Source organism: Arthrobacter ginkgonis (assembly GCF_039540195.1).
In the GTDB taxonomy this organism is placed as follows: domain Bacteria; phylum Actinomycetota; class Actinomycetes; order Actinomycetales; family Micrococcaceae; genus Zafaria; species Zafaria ginkgonis.
The window spans coordinates 1-23,366 of record NZ_BAABEO010000034.1 but is presented as its reverse complement, the minus strand read 5'-3'; the positions used below and the strand labels follow the sequence as shown (position 1 = coordinate 23,366).

Genomic DNA, 23,366 nt, shown 5'->3' with positions numbered 1-23,366 from the left:
TGCAGCCGTTCGCCCTCTCGGCCGGCGCCGGAACCTCCATCCCGGCCCGCATTGGGCCGGTGTGGCGTAGGTCATAGATGAAGGCTAGTAGGGGTTGAACAATTGTTCAAGACCCTACCTGAACAAATGTTCAAACATGTTTCGACGCCGTTACAGCGGAAGGAGTGTTTGTGGGAACGGCCCGGCACCGGGACCGCCCGCCCTATGGCGCGGCGGCGAAAGCGATCTGCTCCGTGCGGGCGATGCTCCGCTGGATGAACGTCTTGTCAATGCCCAGGAGGGCCGTCAACCACATGCCGTTTTGCACCACGACGATGTCGGCCGCCCGCTCCCGGCACTCCTCGCGGGAAAGCTCGGGGCTGGCATTCCCGATCAGCGTCGCGAGCCCCTCGAGATACCGATCGAACGCGGCCGCATTGATCAGGGCGAAATCTTCATCAGCCTGCGCGAGCGCCCAGAGATGGAGCCGCAGGGACAGATATTGCGTGGTCAGGATTTCCGGACCGGCAACGCGGTGAAGGGCCTTGCGGAGCTGTTCGTCAGGGGGCGACGCCGGGTCGGGCGCGACCAGCATGAGGTCGTCCTCGTCGATGCGGCGCAGGGCCGCACGGATCAGGGTCGATTTGTCTTCGTAGTAATAGTTCACGAGCCCCAGGGCGACGCCGGCTTCGCGCGCCACGGCGCGCATATTGACGCCTGATATGCCGTGCCGCGACAGCAGCTGCAATGCCGCTTCGAGAATGCGCGACTGCCTGTCAAGCTTTTCGCCGGAGTTCACGGTGCCTGTATCCACCCGGCCAGCCTATTGGGAAACCCGCGATGAGTGAATCATGCCAGGGCCCGTTGCCACAGCCGGCTCGGAGCCGGCTGTGGCAACGGGTGCCTAAGGCCTCGCGGGAACAGTGAGGTTCCTGGCGTTCGCCAGTACCGGCAGCTTGGCCCGCACCTCGTCGACCTGCGCGGGATCGAGGTCCAGGACCACGAGTTCGGGCTTCTCCCCGAGCGCATGCAGCACGGTGCCCAGGGGGCTGATGAGGGCGCTGCGGCCGATTCCGGTGGGGGCCGTTCCCGTGGTCGCCTTGTCCACGGAAGCCGGGTTGGCCTGGCCGACGGCGACGAGGAAGGTCGTGCTGTCCACGGCCCGTGCGCGGGTGACGAGCTCCCACTGCTCGGCCTTGCCCTCGCCCGCTCCCCAGGATGCGCAGACGATGTTGACCCGGGCGCCGGAGGTGGCGTTGGCGGCGAACAAGGCCGGGAAACGGACGTCGTAGCAGGTCGCGAGTCCGATGGCCGTGCCGCCGAGCTCGAAGGTGACGGGCGACTCGCCCGCATCGACGGTTTCGGATTCGGCGTACCCGAAGGCGTCGAACAGATGGATCTTGTCGTAGTGCGTGTCCACGCCGGGGCCGCAGGCCAGCAGGGTGTTCCGCACCCGCCCGCCGCGCCCGGGGGTGAACATGCCGGCCACGACGACGAGGCCGAGCTCGTGCGCGATCCGGCGGACTTCGGTGGCCCACGGGCCGTCCAGCGGTTCGGCGACGCTGCCCAGGGGATGGCCGAAGGCGCACATCGTCGCCTCGGGGAAGACCACGAGGTCCGCGCCCTGCTCCTTGGCCCTTGTCGCATAGTCCCGTACGGTTTCGAGGTTTTCGGCGGGGTCGGAACCGCTGAGGATCTGTGCGATCGCGATTCTCATGCTGTCTCCATTCGGGGTAGAAGTCCGGATTGGTGTGGCCGCGGATCCCGGTGGGGTGGCCGCCGCGCGGCGGCCACCCCACCGGCGTGTTCGGGCAGGTGTGTATTCAGGCTAGATGTTCAGGCTAGAACAGCCACGGCCCTTGTTCGTGGTGGAAGTCCGCAAAGGCTCCGAACTTTCCCGCGTTGAAGGCCAGGCCGTCCCCGTCGCGGTCGCGGCAGGCGAGGACCCTGCCGAAGAAGACCTGGTGGTCCCCGATGACGTACTGGTGGGCGACCTCGCACTCCACTTGGGACAGCGCGTCCGCGATCACCGGCAGGCCCCCGGGCGTCGTGTCGAAGCTCCCGGCCTCGAACCGGGCTCCTCCCCGCACGGCGAACTGGCGGGCCACGGCCTCCTGTTTCACGCCCAGGATGGAGATCGCGAACTTGCCGCTGGCCAGGAGCGCGTCCCCGGTGCGGGTGTTGTGGTTCAGCGAGATCATCAGGATGGGCGGATCCAGGCTGATCGACGTGAGCGAATTGATGGTCATGCCCGACGCCTCGCCGTCGTGTGCCGTGGTGACCACTGCGACGCCGGTGAGGAACCGGCCCATGGCCCGGCGCATGGCCAGCCCGTCGGGCTGCGCGAAAGTGGCCGCGAGCGCCATGGCTACTCGCCCTTCCGCTGGTAGTACCGGACCTCGAACATCTTCGCTCCTTCGGCGGAGATCCACGGGCCGTGTTCCATGCCCGGAGGCCGGGTCGCCCAGTCGCCGGCACGGAACGTCTGGCCCAGCCGCTGGTCCACGAATGACCCCTCGAAGATGAACACTTCCTCCCAGAAGTCGTGGCGGAGGGCCCCGTTGGGAGTGGTGTCCGTCCCCGGCTCGAACCGGAGGATCCGGGTGACCGAATCGTCGGCGGTGTTGCGGGCGAGGATGGCTTCGGACAGGCCCTCGATGTGCGGGTTGCACGGGGCGAACTCCACGGAGGAGGTGGGGGTGAACTCGTACTCTGGCTTCGGCATGGCTTACTTCGCCTCCTGGATCTGGCCGCTCTGGATGTGGTCGGTGCCGTAGGCGGCAAGGAATTCGTCGAGTTCCGCAACGTGCAATTCGAAGCCGTAGTTGCGGAAGGTGTAGGCGCCCTTCACCACGAACGGAGCGCCCGCGTAGAACAGCTCGTACTGCTGGTGGCGGCCGGCGAACTCGGACCCGATGATGTCCCAGGCCAGGCGGAAGAGCTTGATGCGTTCCTCGCTGGAAACGCCCGGGGAGGCGATGTAGCGTTCCACGTCCGGTCCGGTGACGGGGCTCTTCATGTCGGAGACGCCGGAGGGCATCTGCAGGACCCCGCCGCCGACGAGGTCCCGGAGGATCGCGATCGCCCGCGGGTAGGTTTCGGACTGCAGGCCCATGGCCCCGTAGAGGGCGCGCTTTCCGGGCACCAGCATCCCCGCTTCGTCCGGCTCGGCGGTGTGTTCGGCCGCGACCAGAGCCGATTCGACCGAGGAGACGACGGCCGCCAGCTCCCCGAGCTTTTCCTGCACGCCGGGAATGCGTTCGGTCCCGTTGACCTGGGTGACCTTGCGGGCGACGGCGGCGATGAACTGCAGCTTGGTGTTCAGCCGGGTCTGGGCCTGCCAGTTGCCCAGTGCGTGCGCTCCGGTGTCGAAGAACTGGCGGCGCAGGGTCTCGACGTTCCGGTCGATGAAGACGCGGTCCCACGGAACCAGCACGTCGTCGAAGATGACCAGCGCGTCGGGTTCGTCGTAGCGGCTGGTCAGGGGGTAGTCGAAGTCGCTGGAGGCCTGGGGGGCATAGGGGCGGCGGCAGAGCAGCTTGAGGCCGGGGGTGGCCACGGGCAGGGCGAAGCTCACGGCGAAGTCGACGTCGTCCGGCCCCAGGGGCTTGATGCAGGTGACGAACACTTCGTCGGCGATGGCCGCGCCGGTCGCCAGCATCTGCGATCCGCGCACGATCAGGCCTTCCTCGGTTTCGCGGACGACGCCTGCCTGGAGGAAGTCGCCTTCCCAGCCCGATGCGGTGGTCGCGCGGGAAACCTGCGGCGGGATGATGGCGTAGGAGACGTAGAGGTTCTCGGCAAGGATCCGCTGGTAGTAGCGGCTGATGTTCCCGGCGAAATCACGCTCGGGGTGCTCGAAGACCTCGGGGTGCGCGCCGAAGGCCGCGAAGAAGGTGCCCACGTGGTCCGGGCTGCGGCCGACCCATCCGTGGGTGTGCTTGGTCCACCGCTCGACGGCCCGGCGCCGGGCGGCGAGCTGGTCGGCGGAGCGGGGAACGCTGAAGACCAGGTTGGCCGGCCCGTCGATTTCGTCGCTGTGGTACTGCATCCCGTTGGCGGGGTCGGCGGCGATGTCGAAGAGCTCGGCGATGGTCTGGGCGACGTTGCGGAAGGCGGGGTGCCCGGCGACGTTGTCGACGACCTCTCCGTCGAGCAGGACCGTTCGCTCGTCGTTGAGCGACTTGAGGTAGGCCTCTCCAGTGCGCATGGTCAGTTTCCTTTCTGGATGGTGTAGGTGTGGGAAAGCCGGGTGCCGTTGGGCAGTGTCAGTTCGAGGCGCCAGTCGGTGCCGTAGACGAACGTTCCGCCGATGACGGGCAGCGTTCCGCCGAGGCAGACAAAGTCCCCCTCACCGATGCCGGTGCGCCGCAGCAGCAGTTCGACGACGTTTTCGGGGGTGCGCAGGCCATCGAGCGTCCCGTCCTGGTACGGCCGGCCGTCGACCCAGCAGCGGGCCCGGGCTCCGTCCAGCACGAGGCCGGCGAGGTCCGGCACCGGGACGACGGTGGCCGCGACCGGCTTGGGGCAGGCCCGCTTCGACTCGCCGATGTCGATCGTTTCGACGTGCCGGTCCGTGTGGTCGGAGGCGATGCCGAGGTAGTAGCGGCCCTGGTGGCGGATATACAGGGGCTCGATTTCCCCCGAGGTTTTGTCGCCTGCGACCTGCACGCGGGCGACGGTGGTGATGGTGTGGTTCTGCACCGGATAGAACATCGGGACCGCGGGCGGCGGGGCCACGCCGATGGCCGCGAGTTCGTCGATGTGGTGCTGCACCGCGGCCTCGTCGCGGCCGGTGTAGCCGGCGACGATGGCGGTGAAGTCGTCCAGGACGATCGATTCGCCCGTGCCGTCGACGCTGAATTGGAGGGTGTCTGTGTGGGTGGGCATGTCTTCCGTTTCTTGTCCGGGTGGTTCGAGTCCGGGCGTTCGTGGCCGGACGTGTCGGGTCAGGTGGGGAGGTGGTGGGGCGCGGGGCGGGTGAGCGCCGGATCGAGGCTGGCGCGAACGAGGTCGCCGAGACCGGCGGAATCGAAGGCGGCACCCTCCTCCCCCGGCGGCAGGTGGAAAAAGCCGGTTTCCATGGGGTCTCCAGGGCGGTTCGGGATGTCTTGGTTCAGGGTGTTTTTGGGTATGCAGTGGCTACGCCGGGGTCGAAACGGCCCCGGCGGAGGGGTGGGGTGGGGCTAGGCCGCGGCTAGGACGTCCTTAGGACGTGCGGCGCGCGCCCAGCACGCTGCGGGTGGAATGGATGTGGCTGCGGACGGCTTCCGCGGCCCGCTCGGGATCGCCGTCCCTGATGGCCTGCACGATGGCCCGGTGCTCGAGCAGGACGGTTTCGCTTCGTCCGAGGCCGGCCAGGACGGCCTGGATGCCGAGGCGCTCCTGCTTGAACCGCTGGGAGTCATAGACCTGCGCGAGCGTCGGGTTGCCGGCGGCGTGGACGATGCGCTGGTGGAACGTGATGTCGCACTCGATGAACTTCACCGGGTCGGCGAGGTGCTGCTCCTGTTCGAGCACCAGGGCCTCGAGGTCGTCGGCGGGGACGAGCCCGTCCGCGGCGACCTTGCGGGTCGCCCATTCGCCGATCACCTGGCGCACTTCCATGATTTCCTGGATGTCCGTCTCCGTCAGGGCCGGGATGTAGGCGCCCTTGTGCGGGACCCGTCGGAGCAGGCCCGAGGCCTCCAACCGCAGCAGCGCCTCCCTGACGGGCGTGCGGGAGATCCCCGAGGCCTCCGCGATCGCGTTTTCGCTCAGGAACGCCTCCCGGTCCCACGGCAGGGCCGCGATCTGCTGACGCAGCCACAGGAACGCCCGGTCGGGTGCGCTTGTGGGGGCCGGTTGGAAGATGCTCATCGTTCTCGTTCCTAGCTAGGTAGATGGTGCGGGGGCTGGGATTCGGGCCGGCTAACTGCCGGCCGGGGCGGCATCCAGGTCGCTGAGCCGCAGGTTCTTGGTCTCCTTGGCGCAGGCCACCGAGACGATCGAGATGAACCCCATCACCACAAGGTACAGGGCGATCGCCTGCCCGGTCCCGAAGGCCTGGTAGAGGGCCAGCGCGATTATTGGGGACAGGGAGCCTGCCACCAGGGAGGCGATGTTGTAGGCCACGGAGGTGCCGCTGTAGCGGACCTCGGTGGGAAAGAGCTCGGAGAAGAAGGCACCGATCACGGAGCTGTAGGCGGCGAAGATCAGCAGCCCGCCCACCGCGGCCAGGATGATGAACGGCAACTCGCCGGTGTCCAGCAGGGCGAAGAAGGCGAATCCCCACACCACCGTGGCGCCGGAGGCGGCGAAGAGCAGGGGCTTGCGCCCCACCCTGTCCGCCAGGACTGCCAGCAGCGGGATCGCGAGGACCGCCACGCCCTGCCCGACCATCACCGCGGTCAGCCCCGTCTGGCGGTCCAGCTTGAGGATTTCCGTGACGTAGGTGATCAGGAACAGGGAGTAGATGTAGAACCCGGCATTCTCGCCCATGCGGCTGCCGGCGGCGATGAGGATCTCGCGCCAGTGGTGCCGTACCAGCCGGGCCAGCGGGAGCCGGGAACGCCCGGCATCCTCGGCGTCCGCCTTCGCCTGGGATGCCTGGAACAGGGGCGTCTCCTGGACGTAGAGGCGCAGGACCAGGCCGATGACGACCAGGATCGCCGACAGGCCGAAGGCGACCCGCCACCCCCAGGCCATGAACTGCTCGGCGGGCATGGTGGCGGAGAGCAGTGCGAGCACGCCGGCGGCCATCAGGTTGCCCAGCGGCGGCCCCACGTTGGGCCACGAGGCCCAGAACGCCCGGCGGGTGCTGTCGTTGCTGTACTCGGAGACGAGCAGTACCGCTCCTCCCCACTCCCCTCCCAGGGCGAATCCCTGGACGAGGCGAAGGAACAGCAGGATGACCGGCGCCGCCACGCCGATGCTGGCGTAGGGCGGGATGAGGGCGATGAGCGCGGTCGCGACGCCCATCAACATCAGGCTCGCCACCAGGGTGGCCTTGCGGCCGCGGCGGTCGCCCAGGTGCCCCAGGACGATGGCGCCCAGGGGCCTGGCGAGGAAGCCGGCGGCGAACGTGCCGAGGGCCAGCATGGTGCCCACGAACGGATCAGTGCTGGGGAAGAAGAGCTTGTTGAAAACCAGTGCCGCTGCCGTGCCGTACAGGAAAAAGTCGTACCACTCCACTGCCGTGCCAGCGAGGCTGGACGCGGCAACGGCCGGCAGGGAGGTGTGTTTGCGCACGCGTGGAGGCGAGGAAAGCGTCGTCATGCGGTTTCTCCAGGGTTGGAGCCCCTCACGGGGGCTGAGAGATGGCGCCTTGCGCCGGGTGATCTAACTCACGAGCAAGACTGTAGACCAACTGTATACAACTTGTCTACCGCGCAACTGATCGCGTCACGGGAGCGGCTTTTGTGGCAGGGGCTTGACATTGGAGTGACCTGCCCCACACTAAAGTGTATGGCTTTCACTAAAGACGAGGCGACCCACGCTCCGCCCGCCGCCGGCCCCGCCGCCGGACTCAAAAAAGACGCGATCGGCACCCGTGACATCGTGTTCATGCTGGTTTCCGCCGCCGCGCCGCTGACCATCGTGGTCGGCATAGCCCCGCTCGCCATCGCGGTGGGCGGCGTGGGCGCCCCCGCGATCTACGCCGTCGCGGCCCTCGGGCTGGGACTCTTCGCCATCGGGTTCATGGCGCTCACCCGCTACGTGCGCTCCTACAGCGGCTTCTACGGCTACATCGTCAAGACGCTGGGGCGGGTGGCCGGACTCGGCGCCGGGCTGACGGCCTGGATGAGCTACAACGGCATCCAGATCGGCCTCTACGGCCTCCTGGGGATCCAGGCCAACCTGGGCGTCCGGCAGTTCACCGGGATCGAGCTGCCGTGGTGGCTCTACGCCATGGCTGCCATCGCGGCCGTTTGGGTCCTGGGATGGGTCGGCATCGACGTCGGTGCCAAGGTGCTCGCGGTCCTTTTGACCCTGGAGACCCTCATCGTCGCCGTCGTCGCGGTGGCCGTCCTCGCCCGCGGCGGGGCGGGCGGGATCAGCTTCGACTCCTTCAGCCCCGACGTGGTCTTCTCCCCCGCCTTCGCAGCCGTCCTGACCCTCGGGTTTTCCGCCTTCATGGGTTTCGAAGCCGGCGCGCTCTACCGCGAGGAGGCCCGCAACCCGGACCGGACCATCCCCCGGGCCACCTACATCTCCATCGCCTTCATCGGCGCGTTCTACGCCTTCGCCGTCTGGGTCATCGTCCAGGCCTTCGGCGCCGATGCGGTGCAGGCCTTCGCCGCCGGCCACCTCGACGCCGGGGACACCGCCTACATCATGGCGGGCCAGTACGCCGGGGACTGGTGCGTGCAGCTCATGAGCATCCTCATCGTCACCAGCATCTTCGCCTCCCAGCTCGCCTTCCACAACACGATCAACCGCTACACGCTCTCGCTCGGCAGGGAGGGCATCTTCCCCGGCTGGACCGCCAGGGTCAGCCCCCGGTTCCGCACCCCTTCCAGCGCCGGCGTCCTCCAGACGCTCCTGGCGGTCGTCTTCGTCGGGGCCGCAGCCCTCCTACAGCTCGATCCCTTCAGCCAGTTCGTGATCTGGATGAACTCCCCCGGGGTCATCGGCATCCTCGTCCTGCAGGGCCTGACGAGCATCGGCGTGGTGGCCTACTTCCTCCGCAACCGCCAGCTGCGTCCGGCCTGGTACGTCGTCCCCTCCGCCATCGTGGCCGCCGTCGTGATGGCCACCGTCGCCGGGCTGGGCATCGCCAACATCCAGCTGCTGACCGGGGCGGCGCCCGGCGACCCGCTCAACACGATCCTCATCTCCGTCACGCCGGTAGTGTTCACCGTCGGTGCCCTCATCGCCCTCTGGCTTCGGCGGGCCCGCCCCGGAACCTACGCACGGATCGGACACTCGGAATGAATCGGACACCCGAAATGAGCCAGGCAGCAGACGGCCAGACACCCCCCGTGCGCCGGATGGGACGGCCCAGCACGCCGCGGCTGTCGCTGCACGCGATCGGGCACGAGGCCCTCGCGCTGCTGGAGGAGGAGGGCGTGCTGTCCCTGCCCCGGCTCGCCGAACGCCTCGGAGTGCGCCAGTCGGCCTTCTACAAGCACGTCGCGGGACGGTCCGACATCGTGGAACTCGCCCGGGGGGCGCTGGCCGAACGCATCCCGCTCCCCCGGCTCTCCGGGGACCTCGACACGTTGGTCCACCAGGTGTTCGACGTCCTGCGCCGCACCTACCAAACCGTTCCGGCGCTGCTGCCACTGCTCCTCGTCCAGCCCATGACCCACCCCGACGCCCTAGCCGTCTACGACAGGATCGCCGCGGCCTTCGAGGCGGCCGGAGTGCCGAAGCACCTGGTGCTTCCCGCGGTCGAAACCCTCGACAGCGCCGCGATCGGCGCGGCCCTGGACGCGCTGACCATCGAATCGATGTGGACTTTCACGGACGGCCAGGCCGCCGCCTTCCCGAACCTCGCCGGCGCCAGGGACGCGCTCTCCACCCGCCCGGTGGACCGCTTCGGCTTCCTCGCCGACACCCTGGCCGCGGGCCTGAAACGAACAGCGGTGCCCGGCCCCGTGGCGCCCGTTCCCGCCCTCGCCCCCGAACCCGCCGACAACCAGGAGAAGCTTCCATGAACCCGAACCACCCCATCGACCTAGCGATCGTCTCGACAAGCATCCTCACCGGAGCCGACCTGGCCAAGGTCCAAGGCGTCGTGGCCATCGACGCGGGCCGAGTCGTCGCCGTCGGGTCCTCCGACAGCCTCCAGGAACTCACCGCGCGCGCCCGCCGCGTCATCGACGTCGGAGGCGCCACGGTGGTACCGGGCCTCATCGATGCCCACATCCACCCCATCCTCGGTGGGGAGTTCGCCCGCGGCGCCGACCTCAGCGGCGTCACGACCTGGGACGCGGCGCGGTCCCTCCTTGCCGAACACGCCGCAACCCACTCCGGCGACGGGGAATGGGTCCTCGGTTGGGGACTGGACCCCGCCGTCTACGGCACCCGGCCGTTCAGCAACGCCCTCTTCGACGGCATCCTCGACGGCAGGCGGGCGTACGTCACGTTCTTCGACGGGCACGCCGCCGTCGTCTCCGCCGCCGGCCTGGCGGCAGCGGGCCTCAGCGGGGCGCGGGACCTCCCCGGTTCCAGCCGCGTCGGCGTCGACGCGCACGGCCGCCCCACGGGGATGCTCTTCGAGTCCGCCGCCATGAACCTCGTCTCGCGGGGGCTGCCCGAACGCGGCTTCGGCGAGCGCCTCGACGACCTCCACCAGATCCTCACCCAAATGGCCTCCTCCGGACTGGTGGCGGGGCAAATGCTGGACCTGGGGACCCCGGACGCGCTGGACCTCCTCGAAGCGCTCGAGGAGCGCGCCGACCTGCCGATCCGGCTGCGGATCTCGCCCTGGATCATGCCGGGCGACACGGCCGAGGACGTGGAACGGGTCATCGGCCTGCAGGGGCGGCACGGGCGGCGCTGGCACGTGCACGGCGTCAAGCTCATGATGGACGGCACCATCGACAACGGAACGGCCTGGCTGTTCGAACCGGACACGCAGGGCGAATCCCGGCAGCCCCTGTGGACCGACCCGCTGGACCTCACCTCCGTCCTGCGCCGCCTCCACGACCTGCGCATCCCCACGGCCACCCACGCCATCGGCGACCGCGCGGTGTCCTTCATCGCCGAAGCCATTTCCCGGCTGCCGCCCAACGGCACCGTGCACCGGATCGAACACATCGAAACGATCCCGGATGGCGTGCTGGACCAGGTGGTGGCCTCCGGCGCCACGACCAGCCTGCAGCCCACCCACTGCGCGCTCTACAGCAGGGCCGACCACAGCGACAACTGGTCCCAGCGGCTGGGAACCGAACGGGCGAACCACGCGTGGCGCACCGGAGACCTCCGCCGCGCCGGAGCCGTCGTGGCCCTGGGCTCGGACTGGCCCATCGCGCCCCACGATCCGCGCGGGATCATCGCCGCCGCGCAAACGCGCCGCCCGGCGGGCCGGCCGGACATCGAGCCGGTGCAGCCGCAACAGGCCCTCTCCGCCCGGGCGGCCCTTGAGGGCTACACCAGCCAGTACTGGCTCTCCGTGGGGGAAACGGGCGGGACCATCGAGGCCGGAGCCCGCGCCGACCTCACCGTTTTCCTCGACGACCCGCTGGAAACCGATCCGGACGACTTTTCTTCCTCCCCGGTCCTGCTCACGGTGGTGGACGGCGAGATCGTGGTGGACAACCTGGCCGCCGTTCTCACCCAAGGAGCAACCACCCCATGAGCCGACACCTTCGTCAGGCCACCGCGGCTGAGCGCCGCTAGGAGCGGAAAACCGGCTCTCCGCGGAATTCCTCGAGGGCCTCGCGGTGCGCGGCCGGGATGCGCAGCAGGCGTCCCTCGTTCACGGAGAAGAACGCCAGCGTGGTGGTCGCCTTCACGCGCAGCCCGCCGTCCACCGGGTCGTGGAACTCATAGCAGATATCGAAGCTGGCCGGCTTGACCCCGGAGATCCAGAGGTCGGCGTCGGCCGGGACGTTCCGGTAGTCCAGCGGCACCACGTAGCGCACGCGGTGCTCGACGACGAGGATCTGGGTGGCCTCCGGAATGGTGGAGAACAGGTTCACCAGCGGCTCGGTGCCCGGCTTGCCGGTGCCGCCGGGCACGCCGAAGCCGGCGATGCGGGCCTCCTCCATCATGCGCACCAGGTTCACGTTGTTGATGTGCCCGTAGGCGTCCATGTCCGCCCAGCGCATCGGGACCTGGACGCGCAGCTTCCGGCCGCTCACCGGACGTCTCCGCCGTCGCGCTCCGCCGGCTCGGGGACCAGGCCGAGCCGGCCCAGCTCGGCGACGATCTGCGCACCGTCGGTCGCGTAGACCCACGGCACCCCCGGGGTGGACGCCATGATGCCCTGGGACCGGCCGCCGGCCAGCACCGCCTCGGAAGGGGTGAGCTGGCGGATCACGATGGCGCACACGTTCTGCGGGTAGCGGCGGGCGAACTCGGCGTAGATCTCCGGGTCGTGCTGGCCGTCGTCGCCGAGTAGCAGCCACTGGATGTCCGGGAATTCGACGGCGAGGCGGCGCAGCTGGTCCACCTTGTGCTTCATGCCGGAGCGGAACCAGCCCACCTCGGTGGGGCCCCAGTCGGTGAGCAGCAGGGTGCCCTCCGGATAGAGGTTGCGGTTAAGGAAACGGGTCAGGGTCTGTGCCACGTTCCAGGAGCCGGTGGAGAGGTACAGCACCGGGACGCCCGAGCGGCCGCGCAGCACCCGTTCCATCATGACGGCCATGCCGGCGGTGGCGACGCGGGCGTGCTCGTCGAGCACAAAGGTGTTCCAGGCCGCGAGCAGCGGACGCGGCAGCGCGGTGACCACCACGGTGTCGTCGATGTCGGAGAGCAGCCCGAAGCGGGCGTCTTCGGCGACCACGAAGATCTTGGCCGACGCCGGCTCGGAGTCCTGGCAGGTCAGCGTGACGGTGTGCCAGCCCGGTGGAAGGTTGGCGGGGACGCGGGCGTCCAGCACGCCGCCGCGGTCCGCGTCGATGCGGAATTCGCGGTCGCCGATCCGGGCGACCACCTCGGCATACGGCGCCGCCGGGGAAATGAAGTTGCGCCACCCGCGCACTCCGTCGGAGATGACCTTGGGCTGCAGGTGCCCGTCCTCGAAGGCCCGGGGACGGGCCATGACCACGCGCGCCAGGATGCGGACCCACCCGGCATCGGCGCCGGCGCGCCCGTATCCCTTGAACGGAAGCACCGTGGCGACCATCCCGCGTTCGCGTGCCCGGCGTTCGCGCCAGGCGTGGAACCCGTCTTCGAGCTTGGAGGCGAAGTGCGTTTTGTTCTTGGCGGGCATGGCGCCCAGTCTGTCACGACCGCGGGCCCGCTGTCAGAATGAAGACATGGCCGCCACGTCACGCGGCGGTCGCAGCGGGATGCGGGCCCGGTGGACCGTCTGACCCCCGAACAGCGCTCGGCCCTGATGTCCCGGATCCGCAGCAAGGACACCGGGCCGGAGTTGCGCGTGCGCCGGATCGCCCACGCCGCCGGGTACCGCTACCGCCTCCACGGGAAGGTATCCCGTGCCGAGGCCCGCCGCGCTCCCGGAGGCAAGCTGCCCGGCGGCAAACTGCCGGGGCGCCCGGACCTGGTCTTCGCCGGCAGCCGGAAGGCGGTGTTCGTCAACGGCTGCTTCTGGCACATGCACGACTGCCCCGCCGGACGCGTCGCGCCGGCGTCGAACGCCGAATTCTGGTCCGCCAAGCGGGAGGCGACGATGGCGCGCGACGCCCGCAACGCGGGGGCGCTGGAAGCGATGGGCTGGTCCGTGCTGACGCTCTGGGAGTGCCAGCTGAAGGACCCCGAGCAGGTGCTGGACCGGCTGGACGCGTTCCTGGGTGCCCCGGCCTAGAATTTCCGGCCCCAGCCTGGAATTCCCGGCCTCGCCCTAGCAATCTTCTACGTCGCGTAGAAAAATGGTTCCATGATGTTCGAACATGCAGACAACCAGCCCATCCTCCTTCTCGACGAAGACCAGATTTGGCGCCTCCTGGACAATGCGAAGCACGGCCGCCTGGCCGTGACCGTCGGCGGAAGGCCCGATATCTTCCCGGTCAACTACTCCACCGCCGGCCGCCGCGTGTTCCTGCGCACCGGCCCGGGCACCAAGCTTGCCGAACTTGCGGTCAATCCGCAGGTGGCCCTGGAAACGGACGGGATCCTCAGCGACGAGGCCTGGTCCGTGGTGGTGCGCGGCGAGGCGCGCATCCTCGAGACGGAAGCCGAGATCGCCGCAGCCCGCGACTCCGGAGTGGCTCCGTGGATTCCCACACTCAAGGACGTGTGGGTGGAGATCGTCCCGTCCTCGACCACGGGGCGGCATTTCATGCTCGGCGCCCAGCCGGAACAGCTGGACGAAACCTGACCGGCGCCGCACCTGCCCCGGTTGGGGGCGGGTGCGACGCCGGCCAGGACGGCTGCGGGGCAAGGCCACCCCGGGGCGGGGCAACCCCTACAGCGAGCGGCGCAGCGGAACTTCCTTGATGAACAGGATGCAGGCGAAGGCCACCACGGCCACCGCCGCGGACAGCAGGAACACCGCCGCGGTTCCGTCGCCGTAGGCGCCCTCGACGATCATGCGCACGGAGGCCGGCAGCGCGCCCACGTCCATGCTGGACACCGAGGCGGCGGCGCTTCCGTCCGGAGAGATCAGGTGCGCGGCGACCATGCCGTCCAGCGTCAGCGTGCCCACGCGCTCGGCGAGCACCGCCCCAAGCACCGCGACGCCTGCCGCGCCGCCGATGGAGCGGAAGAAGGCGACGGCCGAGCTGGCCGTGCCGATGTCGCGGACCTGGACCGTGTTCTGCACCGCAAGGACCAGGTTCTGCATCAGCATGCCCATGGCCATGCCGTTGGCGAGCATGCCCACGGCCAGGATTCCGTAGGGCGTCTCGTGGGTCATGGTGCCCAGCAAAGACAGCGAGACGACGTTCAGCAGCGATCCGGCAACCAGGAACCCCTTCCAGCGGCCGTACCGGCTGATCAGCTGGCCGGAGACGACCGAACCGATCAGGTTGCCCGCGATCATCGGCAGGGTCAGGATGCCGGCCAGCGTGGGGCTGGCCTCGCGGGAGATCTGGAAGTACTGGCCCAGGAAGGCGCCGGATCCGAACATGGCCACGCCCACCGAGACGGAGGCGATGATGGCCAGGGCCGGGGTGCGCTGGACCATGATCTTCAGCGGCAGGACGGGCTCGGGGACGCGGCTCTCCACGACCAGCAGCACCGCGATCAGCACCAGTGCCCCGCCGACCATGGCATAGGTCTGCCAGGAGGCCCATCCGAAGTAGTCCGGCTTGCCCACGAAGGAGGCCCAGATCAGCAGGATGCTCACGGAGGTGGTGACCAGCACCGCGCCGGCCCAGTCGATATGGACCTTGCGCGGCAGGTACGGCACGCGCAGGGTGCGGTGGATCAGCAGCATCGCGGCCAGCGCGATCGGGATGCCGAACCAGAAGGTCCACCGCCAGCCCAGCGGGCTGTCCACGATCAGTCCGCCAAGCAGCGGGCCGCCGGCCGTGGCCGCGGCCATGACCCCGCCGAAGTAGCCGGAGTAGCGCCCGCGGTCGCGCGGAGCGATCACGGAACCGATGACGGCCATGCCCAGCGCGGTGAGCCCGCCCATGCCCACGCCCTGCAGGACGCGTGCGCCCAGCAGGGTCGGCACGTTCGGGGCGAACCCCGCCGCCAGGGAGCCGAGGACGAAGATCGAGATGCCGATCTGGGTCAGCCGCTTCTTCGGGAACAGGTCAGCCAGCTTGCCCCAGATCGGGGTGGTGGCCGCGTTGGCCAGCAGGGCGGCGGTAATGACCCAGGCGAAGTCGGTTTGGGTGCCATGGAGGTCTGCCATGATCGTCGGCAGCGCGATCGAGACGATCGTGGCCGAGAGCATGGCCGCGAAAAAGCTGGCCAGCACGCCGATCAGCTGCTTCATGACATGGGGGCTCTCCGGCGCGGATTCCTTGCTCAGGGCCGGGGCGCTGGTTTCCTTGGCTGCCGTCATACCGCTGCCGTCCCTTCGGCGCCGGGGCGTCCGATTCCGCGTTCGACCCCGGTGCGGAGGATGGCCTCGATCTTGCCCAGCGTCTCGATCGCGTCGTGGGCCTCGGATTCGTCCCAGTCGACCAGCATCTCCTGCAGGAGCAGGCCGCGCTGCCGGTTGGAGCGCTCGACGGCGGCACGGCCGGCGTCGGTCAGCTCCAGCAGTTGGGCACGGGCGTCGTCCGGGTCCGGGCGGCGCACCACCATTCCGGAGGATTCGAGTTCGGCGACATGGCGGCTGAGCACGGCGGGGCCGACACCCAGCCAGCGCGCGGCCGCGGCGGCCCGGGTGAGGGGGTTGTTGTAGACGTATCCCAGCACGCCCAGCGCACCGAGCCCGGGTTCACCGGGTTCGATGCCGAGATGGGAGACGCAGCGGAGCATGCGGTGCAGGGATTGGATGCCCTGGACCAGTTCCACCACGGTGGTTTTTCCGACCGGCATGGATCTCCTTCGCAGGTGAGTGATGGACCCCGGACCGTCGATGCGGGAAGCCGGATCGACGCAGCCGGGGCGAAAAGGGTGGGTGGCGCAAAAAGCTTGACTGATGCAACAAGGTCCACCAGGACAAGAAAGTTGACTGAGGCTAATATTGCGTAAGGCAACTATATGCACATAACTGTTGACCGTGCAAACTACTTTGGGGAGAAAAGCTTAGGCTGGACGCGTGGAATCCCTCGAAGACCTCGCCAGCCTGTCCACCCGGCTGCGCGACATTGCCGCCGACGCCGCGACCGGCGTCGGACCCGGCCTGCGCGCGGCCTTCCGCAGCGGCGTCAGCGCCGGCCACAAGACCAACGCGCATGACCTGGTCACCGAGCACGACCGGGCCAGCGAGGAAGCGATCGTCCGCCATCTGCTCGCCTGCGAACCGGACAGCCGCGTTTTGGGCGAGGAGGGCGGACACCGCGGCCAGGGGCGCATCGAGTGGATCGTGGACCCGATCGACGGCACCAGCAACTTCGCCCACGGCGTCGCGTTCTTCTGCGTGTCCATCGCGGCGGCGCTCGAGGGCGAACTGCTGGCCGGCGTCGTCTACGACCCGATCGCCGGCCTGCTCTTCACCGCCGACCTGACCGGCGCCTACCTGAACGGGGCGCCCCTGCACCCGCAGGCCGAGGCCGAAGAGGCCCGCGCCTGCCTGATGACCGACTATCCGTCCGCCGAGGCGCTCGCCCTCGACGGGCCCGCCGCGTTGGAGGCGTTCGGCGAGCTGGTGGGCACCTACGCGACGGTGCGCCGCAAGGTCAGCGCGGCACTGGCGCTGGCGCACGTGGCGGCCGGGTGGACGGATGCGACCCTGGGCCTGGACACGAACCCGTGGGACGTAGCCGCGGGCGTCCTGCTGGTGCGCCAGGCCGGCGGCAGCTACCTGCCGTTCCGGTACGACGACGAGGCCGGGCCGGCGCACGAGGCCCCCTGCTTCGTGGCGGTTGGGCCGGGCGGGAACTGTCCGACGGCGGTGGCCGTCGTCGAGCGCCTCGTCGCCGCCCGGCGGGCTACCGGCTACCGGCGCTGACAGGGGCTACGGCTGGCCGTCCCAGTTCCCGTCGCCGTCCTTGTCCATGCCCGCCACGGTGGCGCAGATGACCGAGGCGCCGGTTCCCGAGGCGGTGTTGGTGGAGATCAGCCTGCCGGTGGAGTCGGTAATCGTGCAGGTCAGGTCGCCCGCGGTGTTACCGGTGTTGTGCGCCTCGAGAGTGCCCAGCAGCTTGGAGGCCTCGACCTCCGCGCTGAACTGGCCGGTCGCCTGGTTGGTGGTGCGATCGAAGAGGCTGGTGGTGGTGTAGGTGACCTGGAAGGTGCCCTCCCCGACCACCTTGTAGGTGTAGGTTCCGGCCTGGCTGGTGGCGTTGCCGAACACGCCCGCGAGCGCGATGCCGATCGCCAGATAGAGGATGCACAGCAGCAGCGCCAGGGCGCCAGTGATGATGCCGGTGATGGAGAAGCCCTTCTTCGGGCGCTTCTTCACCAGTCCGATGATGCCCAGGATGATCGCGAGCGGGCCCAGCACAAAGGACACGAACCCGAAGATCGGGATCGCGGCCACGACCAGCGCCACGATCCCGACCGTCATGGCCGTGATGGTCAGCCCCGACAGCTGCTCGGGGGGCTGGCCGTCGTAGGGCGCCGGCTGGTAGTACGGGCCGGGCTGGTTTGGATATGGCTGGTTCGGGTACTGCTGATACGGGTCGGGGCGGTTCGGGTAGGGCTGGCCGGAAGAGGGCTGGTTTGACGGGTTCGGCGTATCTGGACTGCTTGGCTGGTTCGCGTCGGTCATGGGATCCCCCACTTTTTCGTTGTCCCCCAGTGTGGTTGCTCCCAGCGTAGCGAGCACCCTCCCGGACCAACAGAGACGCACCGCGGCGGCGGGACGGGCACCGCTCCGCCGCCGCGGTGCCTATCCAGCCAAGAGGGGCGCCGGCGGCGTAGGCTCAAGGTGGAACCCGGCGGTCATCCCAGAGAAAGGCGCCCCATGGCAGAGAAGAAGTCCCTGTTCGGACGCATCGCCCAGCTGGTTAAGGCGAACGCCAACAGCGCGATCGACGCATCGGAGGACCCGCAGAAAATGCTGGACCAGACGGTGCGCGACTACACCAACAACATCGCCGAGGCCGAGGCATCGGTGGCCCAGACCATCGGCAACCTCCGCCTGCTGCAGGACGACTACCGCAACGACCTCCGCACCGCCGAGGACTGGGGACGCAAGGCGCTGGCCGCCTCCACCAGGGCCGACGGATTCCGCACCGCCGGCGACACGGTGGACGCCGCGAAGTTCGACGAACTGGCCCGGGTCGCCATCACGCGCCAGCTGCAGCATGAGAAGGAGGCCCGCGACGCGGAGCCGACCATCGCCGCCCAGGAAGAGATCGTCGCGAAGCTCAAGGCCGGACTGGAGGCCATGAAGGCCAAGCGGGCCCAGCTGGTCGCCAAGCGCGACGAACTGGTGGCGCGTTCGCGCACCGCCGCCGCGCAGAACCAGATGATGGACGCGGTGAAATCCATCGACCTGCTGGACCCCGCCAGCGAGGTGGGCCGCTTCGAGGAGAAGATCCGCCGCGAGGAGGCCAAGGTCCGCGGAGCGGCGGAGTTGGCGGCATCCTCCCTGGACGCCCAGTTCGAGGAACTGGAGAACCTGGGCGAGGTTTCCGAGGTGGAGGCCCGGCTGGCTGCACTGAAGGCGGAAAACCGGCAGCGCGAGCTCGGGTCCTAGGCGCCCCGACCAATCCCGCTTCGCCGGCCGGCACCGATGCCGTGCGGGCGAAGCACCCCGAAACGGAGAGCGCATGACCCCCGCCTGGACCACCCGTCCCGAGGCCCCCGCCGACGTCGCAGCCGTCCGCGCGATCAATGTCGCAGCGTTCCCGACCCCCGCCGAGGCGGACCTGGTCGAAGCGTTGCGCGCGGATCCGGGGGCTTGGATCGAGGGCCTGTCCATCCTCGCCGAGGCCCCCGACGGGACCCCGGCGGGGCATGCCCTGCTCACCCGCTGCCATGTCGACGGGCAGCCGGCCCTCGCGCTGGCCCCGTGCGCGGTGCTGCCCGCGTTCCAGGGCCAGGGCGCCGGCGCGGCCGCGATCCGGACCGGCCTGGAAGCCGCCCGGGCGTTGGGCGAAAACCTGGTGCTCGTGCTGGGGCACGCCGGCTACTACCCGCGCTTCGGCTTCACCCCGGCCTCCGGCTACGGCATCCGGGCACCGTTCGAGGTGCCGGACGAGGCGATGATGGCGCTCACGCTGGACCCGGGGCGCCCCGTGCCCTCCGGCGCCATCCAGTACCCGGCCGCGTTCGGGATCTAACCGGCGCGCCGAAGTCCGGCCCACACGCCAGCGGGCCGGCCACCAGGAGGTGGCCGGCCCGCTGATCAGGCAAGCGGAACTAACGTCGTCGACGCCTCCCCGACCTCGCTTCGCTCGGCCGGGGCCCCTCGGCGTCTAGACGAGGGACGACTTCCCCACGGGGACCTGCGAAGTGGGAACCGTCTCGGAGAAGTCCGGCAGCGCGTTGAGGTACGCGACCACGTTCTCGAGCTGCTCGACGTCGCCGAACTTGGCGTCGATGTCGAACAGGTTCCAGGCGACGACGCCGGGGACGCGGTCGCCGACGGCCTCGCGGACGACGATCGGGCGGAAGCCCTCGGCGATGGCGTCCTCGACGGTGTGGCGCACGCAGCCGGCGGCGGTGACGCCGGTGATGTCGTAGGCGGTGGTCGTGTAGATGACCGGAACGCCCTTGGCCCGGGCGGCCTCGTTCAGGCTCTGGCAGGCCGGGATGATCGTTTCCATGTTCTTGCAGGAAAACTGGTGGCCCGGACGGGTCCACGCGTTGGCCATGTCGATGTGGATGAGGGCCGGGCGCGTGCCGTAGCCAACGCGACGCTTGAAGCCGCGCTCCGCGTACTCCTCGGCTCCGATCGCGAAGGCCTTCTCCAGGAGTTCGTTCAGCTGGGTCTCGATTTCGTTGGACACGTGCATCTCCTTCAGTGACTGACGTCGCCACCCCGAGATGGCGCCGCATAGCCCGTCCACGCACAGATTTCTCCCATGAACTTGCGAAATCAAGGATTCCGACCGGCCCGCGGCAGGCGCCGCTCCAAGGCGATCCGATAGTGCCAGCCAACTTGGCCGCGGAGAAAATAGTTGCTCCCCCAGCAACATGGCCCTCAGTGCCTCTCGATTTTCCCGGAACGATGCGGCCAGAGCCCGCCAAAGCGTGTTGCCGGAACCTGTTCGGGTTCCGGCGTTGAGGGCACAGCAAGGAAGGCCCGTGCGAACGCGCCGCGGAAGGGACCTGCCCGAGCGATACGGGAACCGGAACCGCTGGGATTTCGACGGCAAGGGCAGCACGGTCGCCGCCGGCAACTACGGGGCCGTCGCCCTACTCACCGCAACCGCCAACGGGCTACCGGCCAGCGGTGGCGGCGCGCCCTAGGATTCGGGCTTGGCCGGGGCGCCGCCGAGCCGGTCCGTGACCTCTTCGGCGGCAGCGCGGACCGCGGCAATGAGGTCCGCGTGCGCCTCCGGCGAGATGCGCCCGCGCGGGGCGGACAGCGTAATGCATCCGACCACCTCGCCGCGGTAGTCCTTGACCGGTGCGGAAACACCGAACTCCTGGGGATCGGTGAATCCGTCGTTGAGCGCCACCCCCTGCTCCCGGACCTGGGCCAGATGGGCCGCGACGTCGGTGCCGAGCCCCGAGGTCGCAGTGCGCGCAATCTGTCCGGTCTCCAGGAGCTGGGACACCGCGCTCTCCGGCAGCGCGGCCAGGAAGACCCGGACCGACGAACTCTCGTAACGGTCGAAGCGCGTCCCGATGTAGGCCGTGTGCTTGACGAACTGCGGGCTGGGTGCCTGCTCGACGACGATCGCCCCGGTCCCGTTCCACACGGAGAGCGCGCTGGTTTCCTGCGTCTGGAGCGTCAGGTGCTCCAACGGGCCGCGAGCCAGGCGCCGGACATCGAGTTCGGCCAGGAGCGGACCCGCCAGACCGATGACCCCGAGGCCCAGCCGGTAGCGTCCGTTCTCCTGCTCGCGCTCAAGGTAGCCGGCAGCCGCCAAGCCGGAAAGGATCCTCGAGACCGTGCTCTTGTGCAGGTCGACGATCTGGGCGACCTCGGTCACGCCCAGGCTCGGGCGCCCGATGCGGAACGCTTCCAGGACCTTGAGACCGTTGAGCAGGGACGCCGCCGCGCCTTGGACTCCCGCGGCGCGGTCATTCGGTTCTGGTGACACGGAGGCTCCTCGGTACGTTGGTGATCCTGTCCACATCCGCCGCCGCACAGGGATCCGGCTATGGCCACGATCCACGATAGCCGACGAGGCCATGAGGCCCGCGTGACCACGCCACCTCCCCCTATACACGCAGGCCGCAGCGGCGAAACGGCGCAGACAAATGGCGAAGGCAAACGGCGCGCCGAAGCGCCGTCGGACGCTACGGCGTCCAACGGCGCTTCGGCGGGGCGTTGTCCCCTACTCGACGGGCAATGCCGCCGGGTCGCGGTGCGGCGCGGCGAGGACGACGAGCCCGGCCGCAAAGACCGGAACGCACCCCACGATCAGCGCGGTGGTGTTCCAACTCAGCCCCGCGGAGAGGGCCGCCGTGACCAGGACGCCACCCACGATGGCCCCGACCTGGCCGGCTGCGTTGATGATGCTCCCCGCGGTGGCGCGGGTCGCCGCGGGGAAGCTTTCGCCGTTGAAGAACAGCAGCGCCGCGAACGGGCCGATGAGGAAAAACAACCCCAGGCTGTAGAGCGCGACCGTCGCCGCAAACGCGCCAGCCGGCAGCAGGATCATGGCCGCGAAGGAGACCGCCGAGAGGGTCCATCCGATGGCGATGGTGTTGCGGCGGCCGATCCGGTCCCCCAGCCAGCCGTGGAAAAGGTAGCCCAGGAATGCGGTTCCGTTGGAGATCGCAAGGATCAGCAGGGCGTTCGTGAACTCGATGGCTTTCCCCGTCTCCGCCGTCAGCAGCGAGGTGCCGAGGATGGAGAACACCAGGACGCCGATCCAGTTCAGGAGGAAGGCCAGGCCGATCGCGAACAGCGGGCGGCGCGACTCCCCGCGGAAGGCGTCCTTCAGCGGCGTCGCGGCAGTGGCGGTGTGGTCGATGTGATGCTCCGCGGCCAGGGCTGCAGCGGCCGCGCCGTCTCCGGACCGCTGCAGCCGCAGCACCTCGGTGCGGGCGCTGAACTGCGGGCTTTCCTTGAGCCAGCGGGCGGCCCACACGATGAAAGCGGCCGGCACGGCGGCCAGGACGAAGCAGAGTTCCCAACTGCCAATCGGCATGAGGACCGCCGTCGACGCGGCGGCCAGCACCGCGCCCACGGGCCAGCCCGACTGCACCAGCGAGTAGACCAGGCCACGCCGGCGCAGGCTGGGCCCGTTGGCGCCGGCGGATGCGTAGACCTCGTTCAGGTAGACGGCTTTGATCGCCTGCTCCGCGTAGCCGAGGCCGGCCAGCGAACGGATCAGCACCAGCGCGACGAGGCCCAGGCCCCCCAGGAGTCCGATGAGCCAGCCGACGGTCGCGGTCAGCACCGAGGCGACGGCGGCCCCCGCCACGGCAATGACGATCCCCTTGCGGCGTCCGTACCGGTCGACGACGGGGCCGATGCCGAAGGCGACCAGTGCCGTTCCGGCCGTGATCCAGGTGTTCAGGCCGGTGGCCTGCGCTTCGGCCAGGCCAAGGTCGGCGGCCATGACCGGGAGGAGGTTGCCGAAGAGCACGAAGTCGTAGACCGCCACGGCCCACGCGAAGAAGCAGATCCAGCTGGCGATCTTGACATCGCGCGGCGTAAAGGAATGTATCCCGGCACGGGCCGGGGTGGATGATGAGAGGGTCATGACGAGTCCTTGCGTTCTGGCCGGGCGGATGCGCCATCGCGACCGCGCCGTGCGGACCGGCCATCCGGCCGGCACCCTCCGCGGCAGGCTTGGCTGCCCGGCGAAAGAGAAAAGGTGTTGTGCACCAAAGAACTGTGACGCATCCATAGAAACACGCATCCGTGTCATTCGTGTTTCGTCAAACCAATTTTCTTTAACGCCGCCACTAAGCAATGCCGAGTAGGCCGTATGGCCGAAGGCCGAGTCGTCAGGATGGGCGGGAAATAATGAATTTACACATTCCCTCTTGTGCTCATAGTTGCCGAGAAAGCAAAGTAGTTGCTGGAAGAGCAACCGAGGGCCGCTGAGAGATCCGCGACCACCTGGAGGAGATCGAGCATGAAGCGCATTGGAGTCGATGTCGGCGGGACGTTCACCGACCTGTACTACTCG

26 protein-coding genes are annotated in these 23,366 nt (G+C 69.0%); 9 read left to right on the top strand and 17 right to left on the bottom strand.

The genetic code is table 11. The features are described from left to right. Positions 1 to 202 precede the first annotated feature (202 nt). The 9 genes from ABD912_RS20995 to ABD912_RS20955 form a co-directional block, all read right to left on the bottom strand. Positions 203 to 793, bottom strand: coding sequence for a TetR/AcrR family transcriptional regulator (locus ABD912_RS20995; protein ID WP_345154009.1), 591 nt, complete (start codon positions 791 to 793; stop codon positions 203 to 205). Between the two features lie 90 nt (positions 794 to 883). Further along, a complete protein-coding gene (locus tag ABD912_RS20990) occupies positions 884 to 1,696 on the bottom strand; it encodes a carbon-nitrogen hydrolase family protein (RefSeq protein ID WP_345154007.1) in 813 nt (270 codons plus the stop codon). Between the two features lie 124 nt (positions 1,697 to 1,820). Then, complete coding sequence (locus tag ABD912_RS20985; RefSeq protein ID WP_345154005.1) at positions 1,821 to 2,345, bottom strand: flavin reductase family protein; 525 nt, start codon at positions 2,343 to 2,345, stop codon at positions 1,821 to 1,823. A 2-nt stretch (positions 2,346 to 2,347) separates the two neighbouring features. Then, positions 2,348 to 2,704, bottom strand: a complete 357-nt coding sequence (locus ABD912_RS20980; RefSeq protein ID WP_345154003.1) for a cupin domain-containing protein — start codon at positions 2,702 to 2,704, stop codon at positions 2,348 to 2,350. A 3-nt stretch (positions 2,705 to 2,707) separates the two neighbouring features. Continuing rightward, positions 2,708 to 4,189 (bottom strand): 4-hydroxyphenylacetate 3-hydroxylase family protein, encoded by a 1,482-nt coding sequence (locus tag ABD912_RS20975; RefSeq protein WP_345154001.1) that lies wholly within the window; start codon positions 4,187 to 4,189, stop codon positions 2,708 to 2,710. Positions 4,190 to 4,191: 2 nt separating this feature from the next. After that, entirely contained in the window at positions 4,192 to 4,869 is a 678-nt protein-coding gene (locus ABD912_RS20970) for a DUF2848 family protein (protein ID WP_345153999.1), read from the bottom strand. A gap of 59 nt (positions 4,870 to 4,928) precedes the next feature. After that, positions 4,929 to 5,063 carry a hypothetical protein gene (locus tag ABD912_RS20965; protein WP_345153998.1) on the bottom strand — a complete coding sequence of 45 codons (135 nt, stop codon included), beginning with the start codon at positions 5,061 to 5,063 and terminating at the stop codon, positions 4,929 to 4,931. A gap of 124 nt (positions 5,064 to 5,187) precedes the next feature. Further along, positions 5,188 to 5,838, bottom strand: a complete 651-nt coding sequence (locus ABD912_RS20960) for a GntR family transcriptional regulator (RefSeq protein ID WP_345153997.1) — start codon at positions 5,836 to 5,838, stop codon at positions 5,188 to 5,190. Positions 5,839 to 5,889: 51 nt separating this feature from the next. Next, complete coding sequence (locus tag ABD912_RS20955) at positions 5,890 to 7,209, bottom strand: MFS transporter (RefSeq protein ID WP_345153996.1); 1,320 nt, start codon at positions 7,207 to 7,209, stop codon at positions 5,890 to 5,892. Positions 7,210 to 7,425: 216 nt separating this feature from the next. On the opposite strand from ABD912_RS20955, the gene ABD912_RS20950 reads away from it, so the two are divergent. From ABD912_RS20950 to ABD912_RS20940, 3 genes are read left to right on the top strand one after another with little or no spacing between them, the layout of a single operon-like run. Next, the gene (locus ABD912_RS20950) at positions 7,426 to 8,895 is read left to right on the top strand and encodes an APC family permease (RefSeq protein ID WP_345153994.1); all 1,470 of its coding nucleotides are present in this window, start codon (positions 7,426 to 7,428) and stop codon (positions 8,893 to 8,895) included. A 14-nt stretch (positions 8,896 to 8,909) separates the two neighbouring features. Next, on the top strand, positions 8,910 to 9,620 hold the full coding sequence (locus tag ABD912_RS20945) for a TetR/AcrR family transcriptional regulator (protein WP_345153991.1): 711 nt from the start codon (positions 8,910 to 8,912) through the stop codon (positions 9,618 to 9,620). Next, positions 9,617 to 11,266 (top strand): amidohydrolase, encoded by a 1,650-nt coding sequence (locus ABD912_RS20940; RefSeq protein WP_345153989.1) that lies wholly within the window; start codon positions 9,617 to 9,619, stop codon positions 11,264 to 11,266. The genes ABD912_RS20945 and ABD912_RS20940 overlap by 4 nt, the downstream gene beginning before the upstream one ends. Positions 11,267 to 11,303: 37 nt before the next feature. Here ABD912_RS20940 and ABD912_RS20935 read toward each other — a convergent pair whose 3' ends face one another. Both ABD912_RS20935 and ABD912_RS20930 read right to left on the bottom strand, forming a co-directional pair. Further along, positions 11,304 to 11,771, bottom strand: coding sequence for an acyl-CoA thioesterase (locus ABD912_RS20935; RefSeq protein ID WP_345153988.1), 468 nt, complete (start codon positions 11,769 to 11,771; stop codon positions 11,304 to 11,306). Continuing rightward, on the bottom strand, positions 11,768 to 12,844 hold the full coding sequence (locus ABD912_RS20930; RefSeq protein WP_345153987.1) for an App1 family protein: 1,077 nt from the start codon (positions 12,842 to 12,844) through the stop codon (positions 11,768 to 11,770). The genes ABD912_RS20935 and ABD912_RS20930 overlap by 4 nt, the downstream gene beginning before the upstream one ends. Before the next feature lie 90 nt (positions 12,845 to 12,934). On the opposite strand from ABD912_RS20930, the gene ABD912_RS20925 reads away from it, so the two are divergent. Continuing rightward, on the top strand, positions 12,935 to 13,399 hold the full coding sequence (locus tag ABD912_RS20925; RefSeq protein WP_345153986.1) for a very short patch repair endonuclease: 465 nt from the start codon (positions 12,935 to 12,937) through the stop codon (positions 13,397 to 13,399). A gap of 72 nt (positions 13,400 to 13,471) precedes the next feature. Next, a complete protein-coding gene (locus ABD912_RS20920; RefSeq protein WP_345153984.1) occupies positions 13,472 to 13,912 on the top strand; it encodes a pyridoxamine 5'-phosphate oxidase family protein in 441 nt (146 codons plus the stop codon). 87 nt (positions 13,913 to 13,999) lie between these two features. Here ABD912_RS20920 and ABD912_RS20915 read toward each other — a convergent pair whose 3' ends face one another. Next, the gene (locus ABD912_RS20915) at positions 14,000 to 15,550 is read right to left on the bottom strand and encodes an MFS transporter (protein WP_345153983.1); all 1,551 of its coding nucleotides are present in this window, start codon (positions 15,548 to 15,550) and stop codon (positions 14,000 to 14,002) included. Further along, positions 15,547 to 16,032: a MarR family winged helix-turn-helix transcriptional regulator gene (locus ABD912_RS20910; protein WP_345153981.1), complete on the bottom strand. Its 486-nt coding sequence runs from the start codon at positions 16,030 to 16,032 to the stop codon at positions 15,547 to 15,549. The genes ABD912_RS20915 and ABD912_RS20910 overlap by 4 nt, the downstream gene beginning before the upstream one ends. Before the next feature lie 223 nt (positions 16,033 to 16,255). On the opposite strand from ABD912_RS20910, the gene ABD912_RS20905 reads away from it, so the two are divergent. Beyond that, the gene (locus ABD912_RS20905) at positions 16,256 to 17,107 is read left to right on the top strand and encodes an inositol monophosphatase family protein (protein ID WP_345153980.1); all 852 of its coding nucleotides are present in this window, start codon (positions 16,256 to 16,258) and stop codon (positions 17,105 to 17,107) included. Positions 17,108 to 17,113: 6 nt separating this feature from the next. On the opposite strand, the gene ABD912_RS20900 is transcribed toward ABD912_RS20905, so the two are convergent. Then, the gene (locus ABD912_RS20900; protein ID WP_345153978.1) at positions 17,114 to 17,869 is read right to left on the bottom strand and encodes a hypothetical protein; all 756 of its coding nucleotides are present in this window, start codon (positions 17,867 to 17,869) and stop codon (positions 17,114 to 17,116) included. 195 nt (positions 17,870 to 18,064) lie between these two features. On the opposite strand from ABD912_RS20900, the gene ABD912_RS20895 reads away from it, so the two are divergent. Further along, positions 18,065 to 18,802 (top strand): PspA/IM30 family protein, encoded by a 738-nt coding sequence (locus ABD912_RS20895; protein WP_345153975.1) that lies wholly within the window; start codon positions 18,065 to 18,067, stop codon positions 18,800 to 18,802. 73 nt (positions 18,803 to 18,875) lie between these two features. Further along, on the top strand, positions 18,876 to 19,388 hold the full coding sequence (locus ABD912_RS20890; protein WP_345153974.1) for a GNAT family N-acetyltransferase: 513 nt from the start codon (positions 18,876 to 18,878) through the stop codon (positions 19,386 to 19,388). Positions 19,389 to 19,523: 135 nt separating this feature from the next. Here ABD912_RS20890 and ABD912_RS20885 read toward each other — a convergent pair whose 3' ends face one another. Further along, positions 19,524 to 20,057: an isochorismatase family protein gene (locus ABD912_RS20885; RefSeq protein ID WP_345153972.1), complete on the bottom strand. Its 534-nt coding sequence runs from the start codon at positions 20,055 to 20,057 to the stop codon at positions 19,524 to 19,526. A gap of 298 nt (positions 20,058 to 20,355) precedes the next feature. On the opposite strand from ABD912_RS20885, the gene ABD912_RS20880 reads away from it, so the two are divergent. Continuing rightward, a complete protein-coding gene (locus ABD912_RS20880; RefSeq protein WP_345153971.1) occupies positions 20,356 to 20,520 on the top strand; it encodes a hypothetical protein in 165 nt (54 codons plus the stop codon). Here the strand turns inward: ABD912_RS20880 and ABD912_RS20875 are convergent. After that, positions 20,517 to 21,320, bottom strand: a complete 804-nt coding sequence (locus ABD912_RS20875; protein ID WP_345153970.1) for an IclR family transcriptional regulator — start codon at positions 21,318 to 21,320, stop codon at positions 20,517 to 20,519. The genes ABD912_RS20880 and ABD912_RS20875 overlap by 4 nt on opposite strands. A gap of 237 nt (positions 21,321 to 21,557) precedes the next feature. Next, positions 21,558 to 22,934, bottom strand: a complete 1,377-nt coding sequence (locus tag ABD912_RS20870; RefSeq protein ID WP_345153969.1) for an MFS transporter — start codon at positions 22,932 to 22,934, stop codon at positions 21,558 to 21,560. Positions 22,935 to 23,366 lie beyond the last annotated feature (432 nt).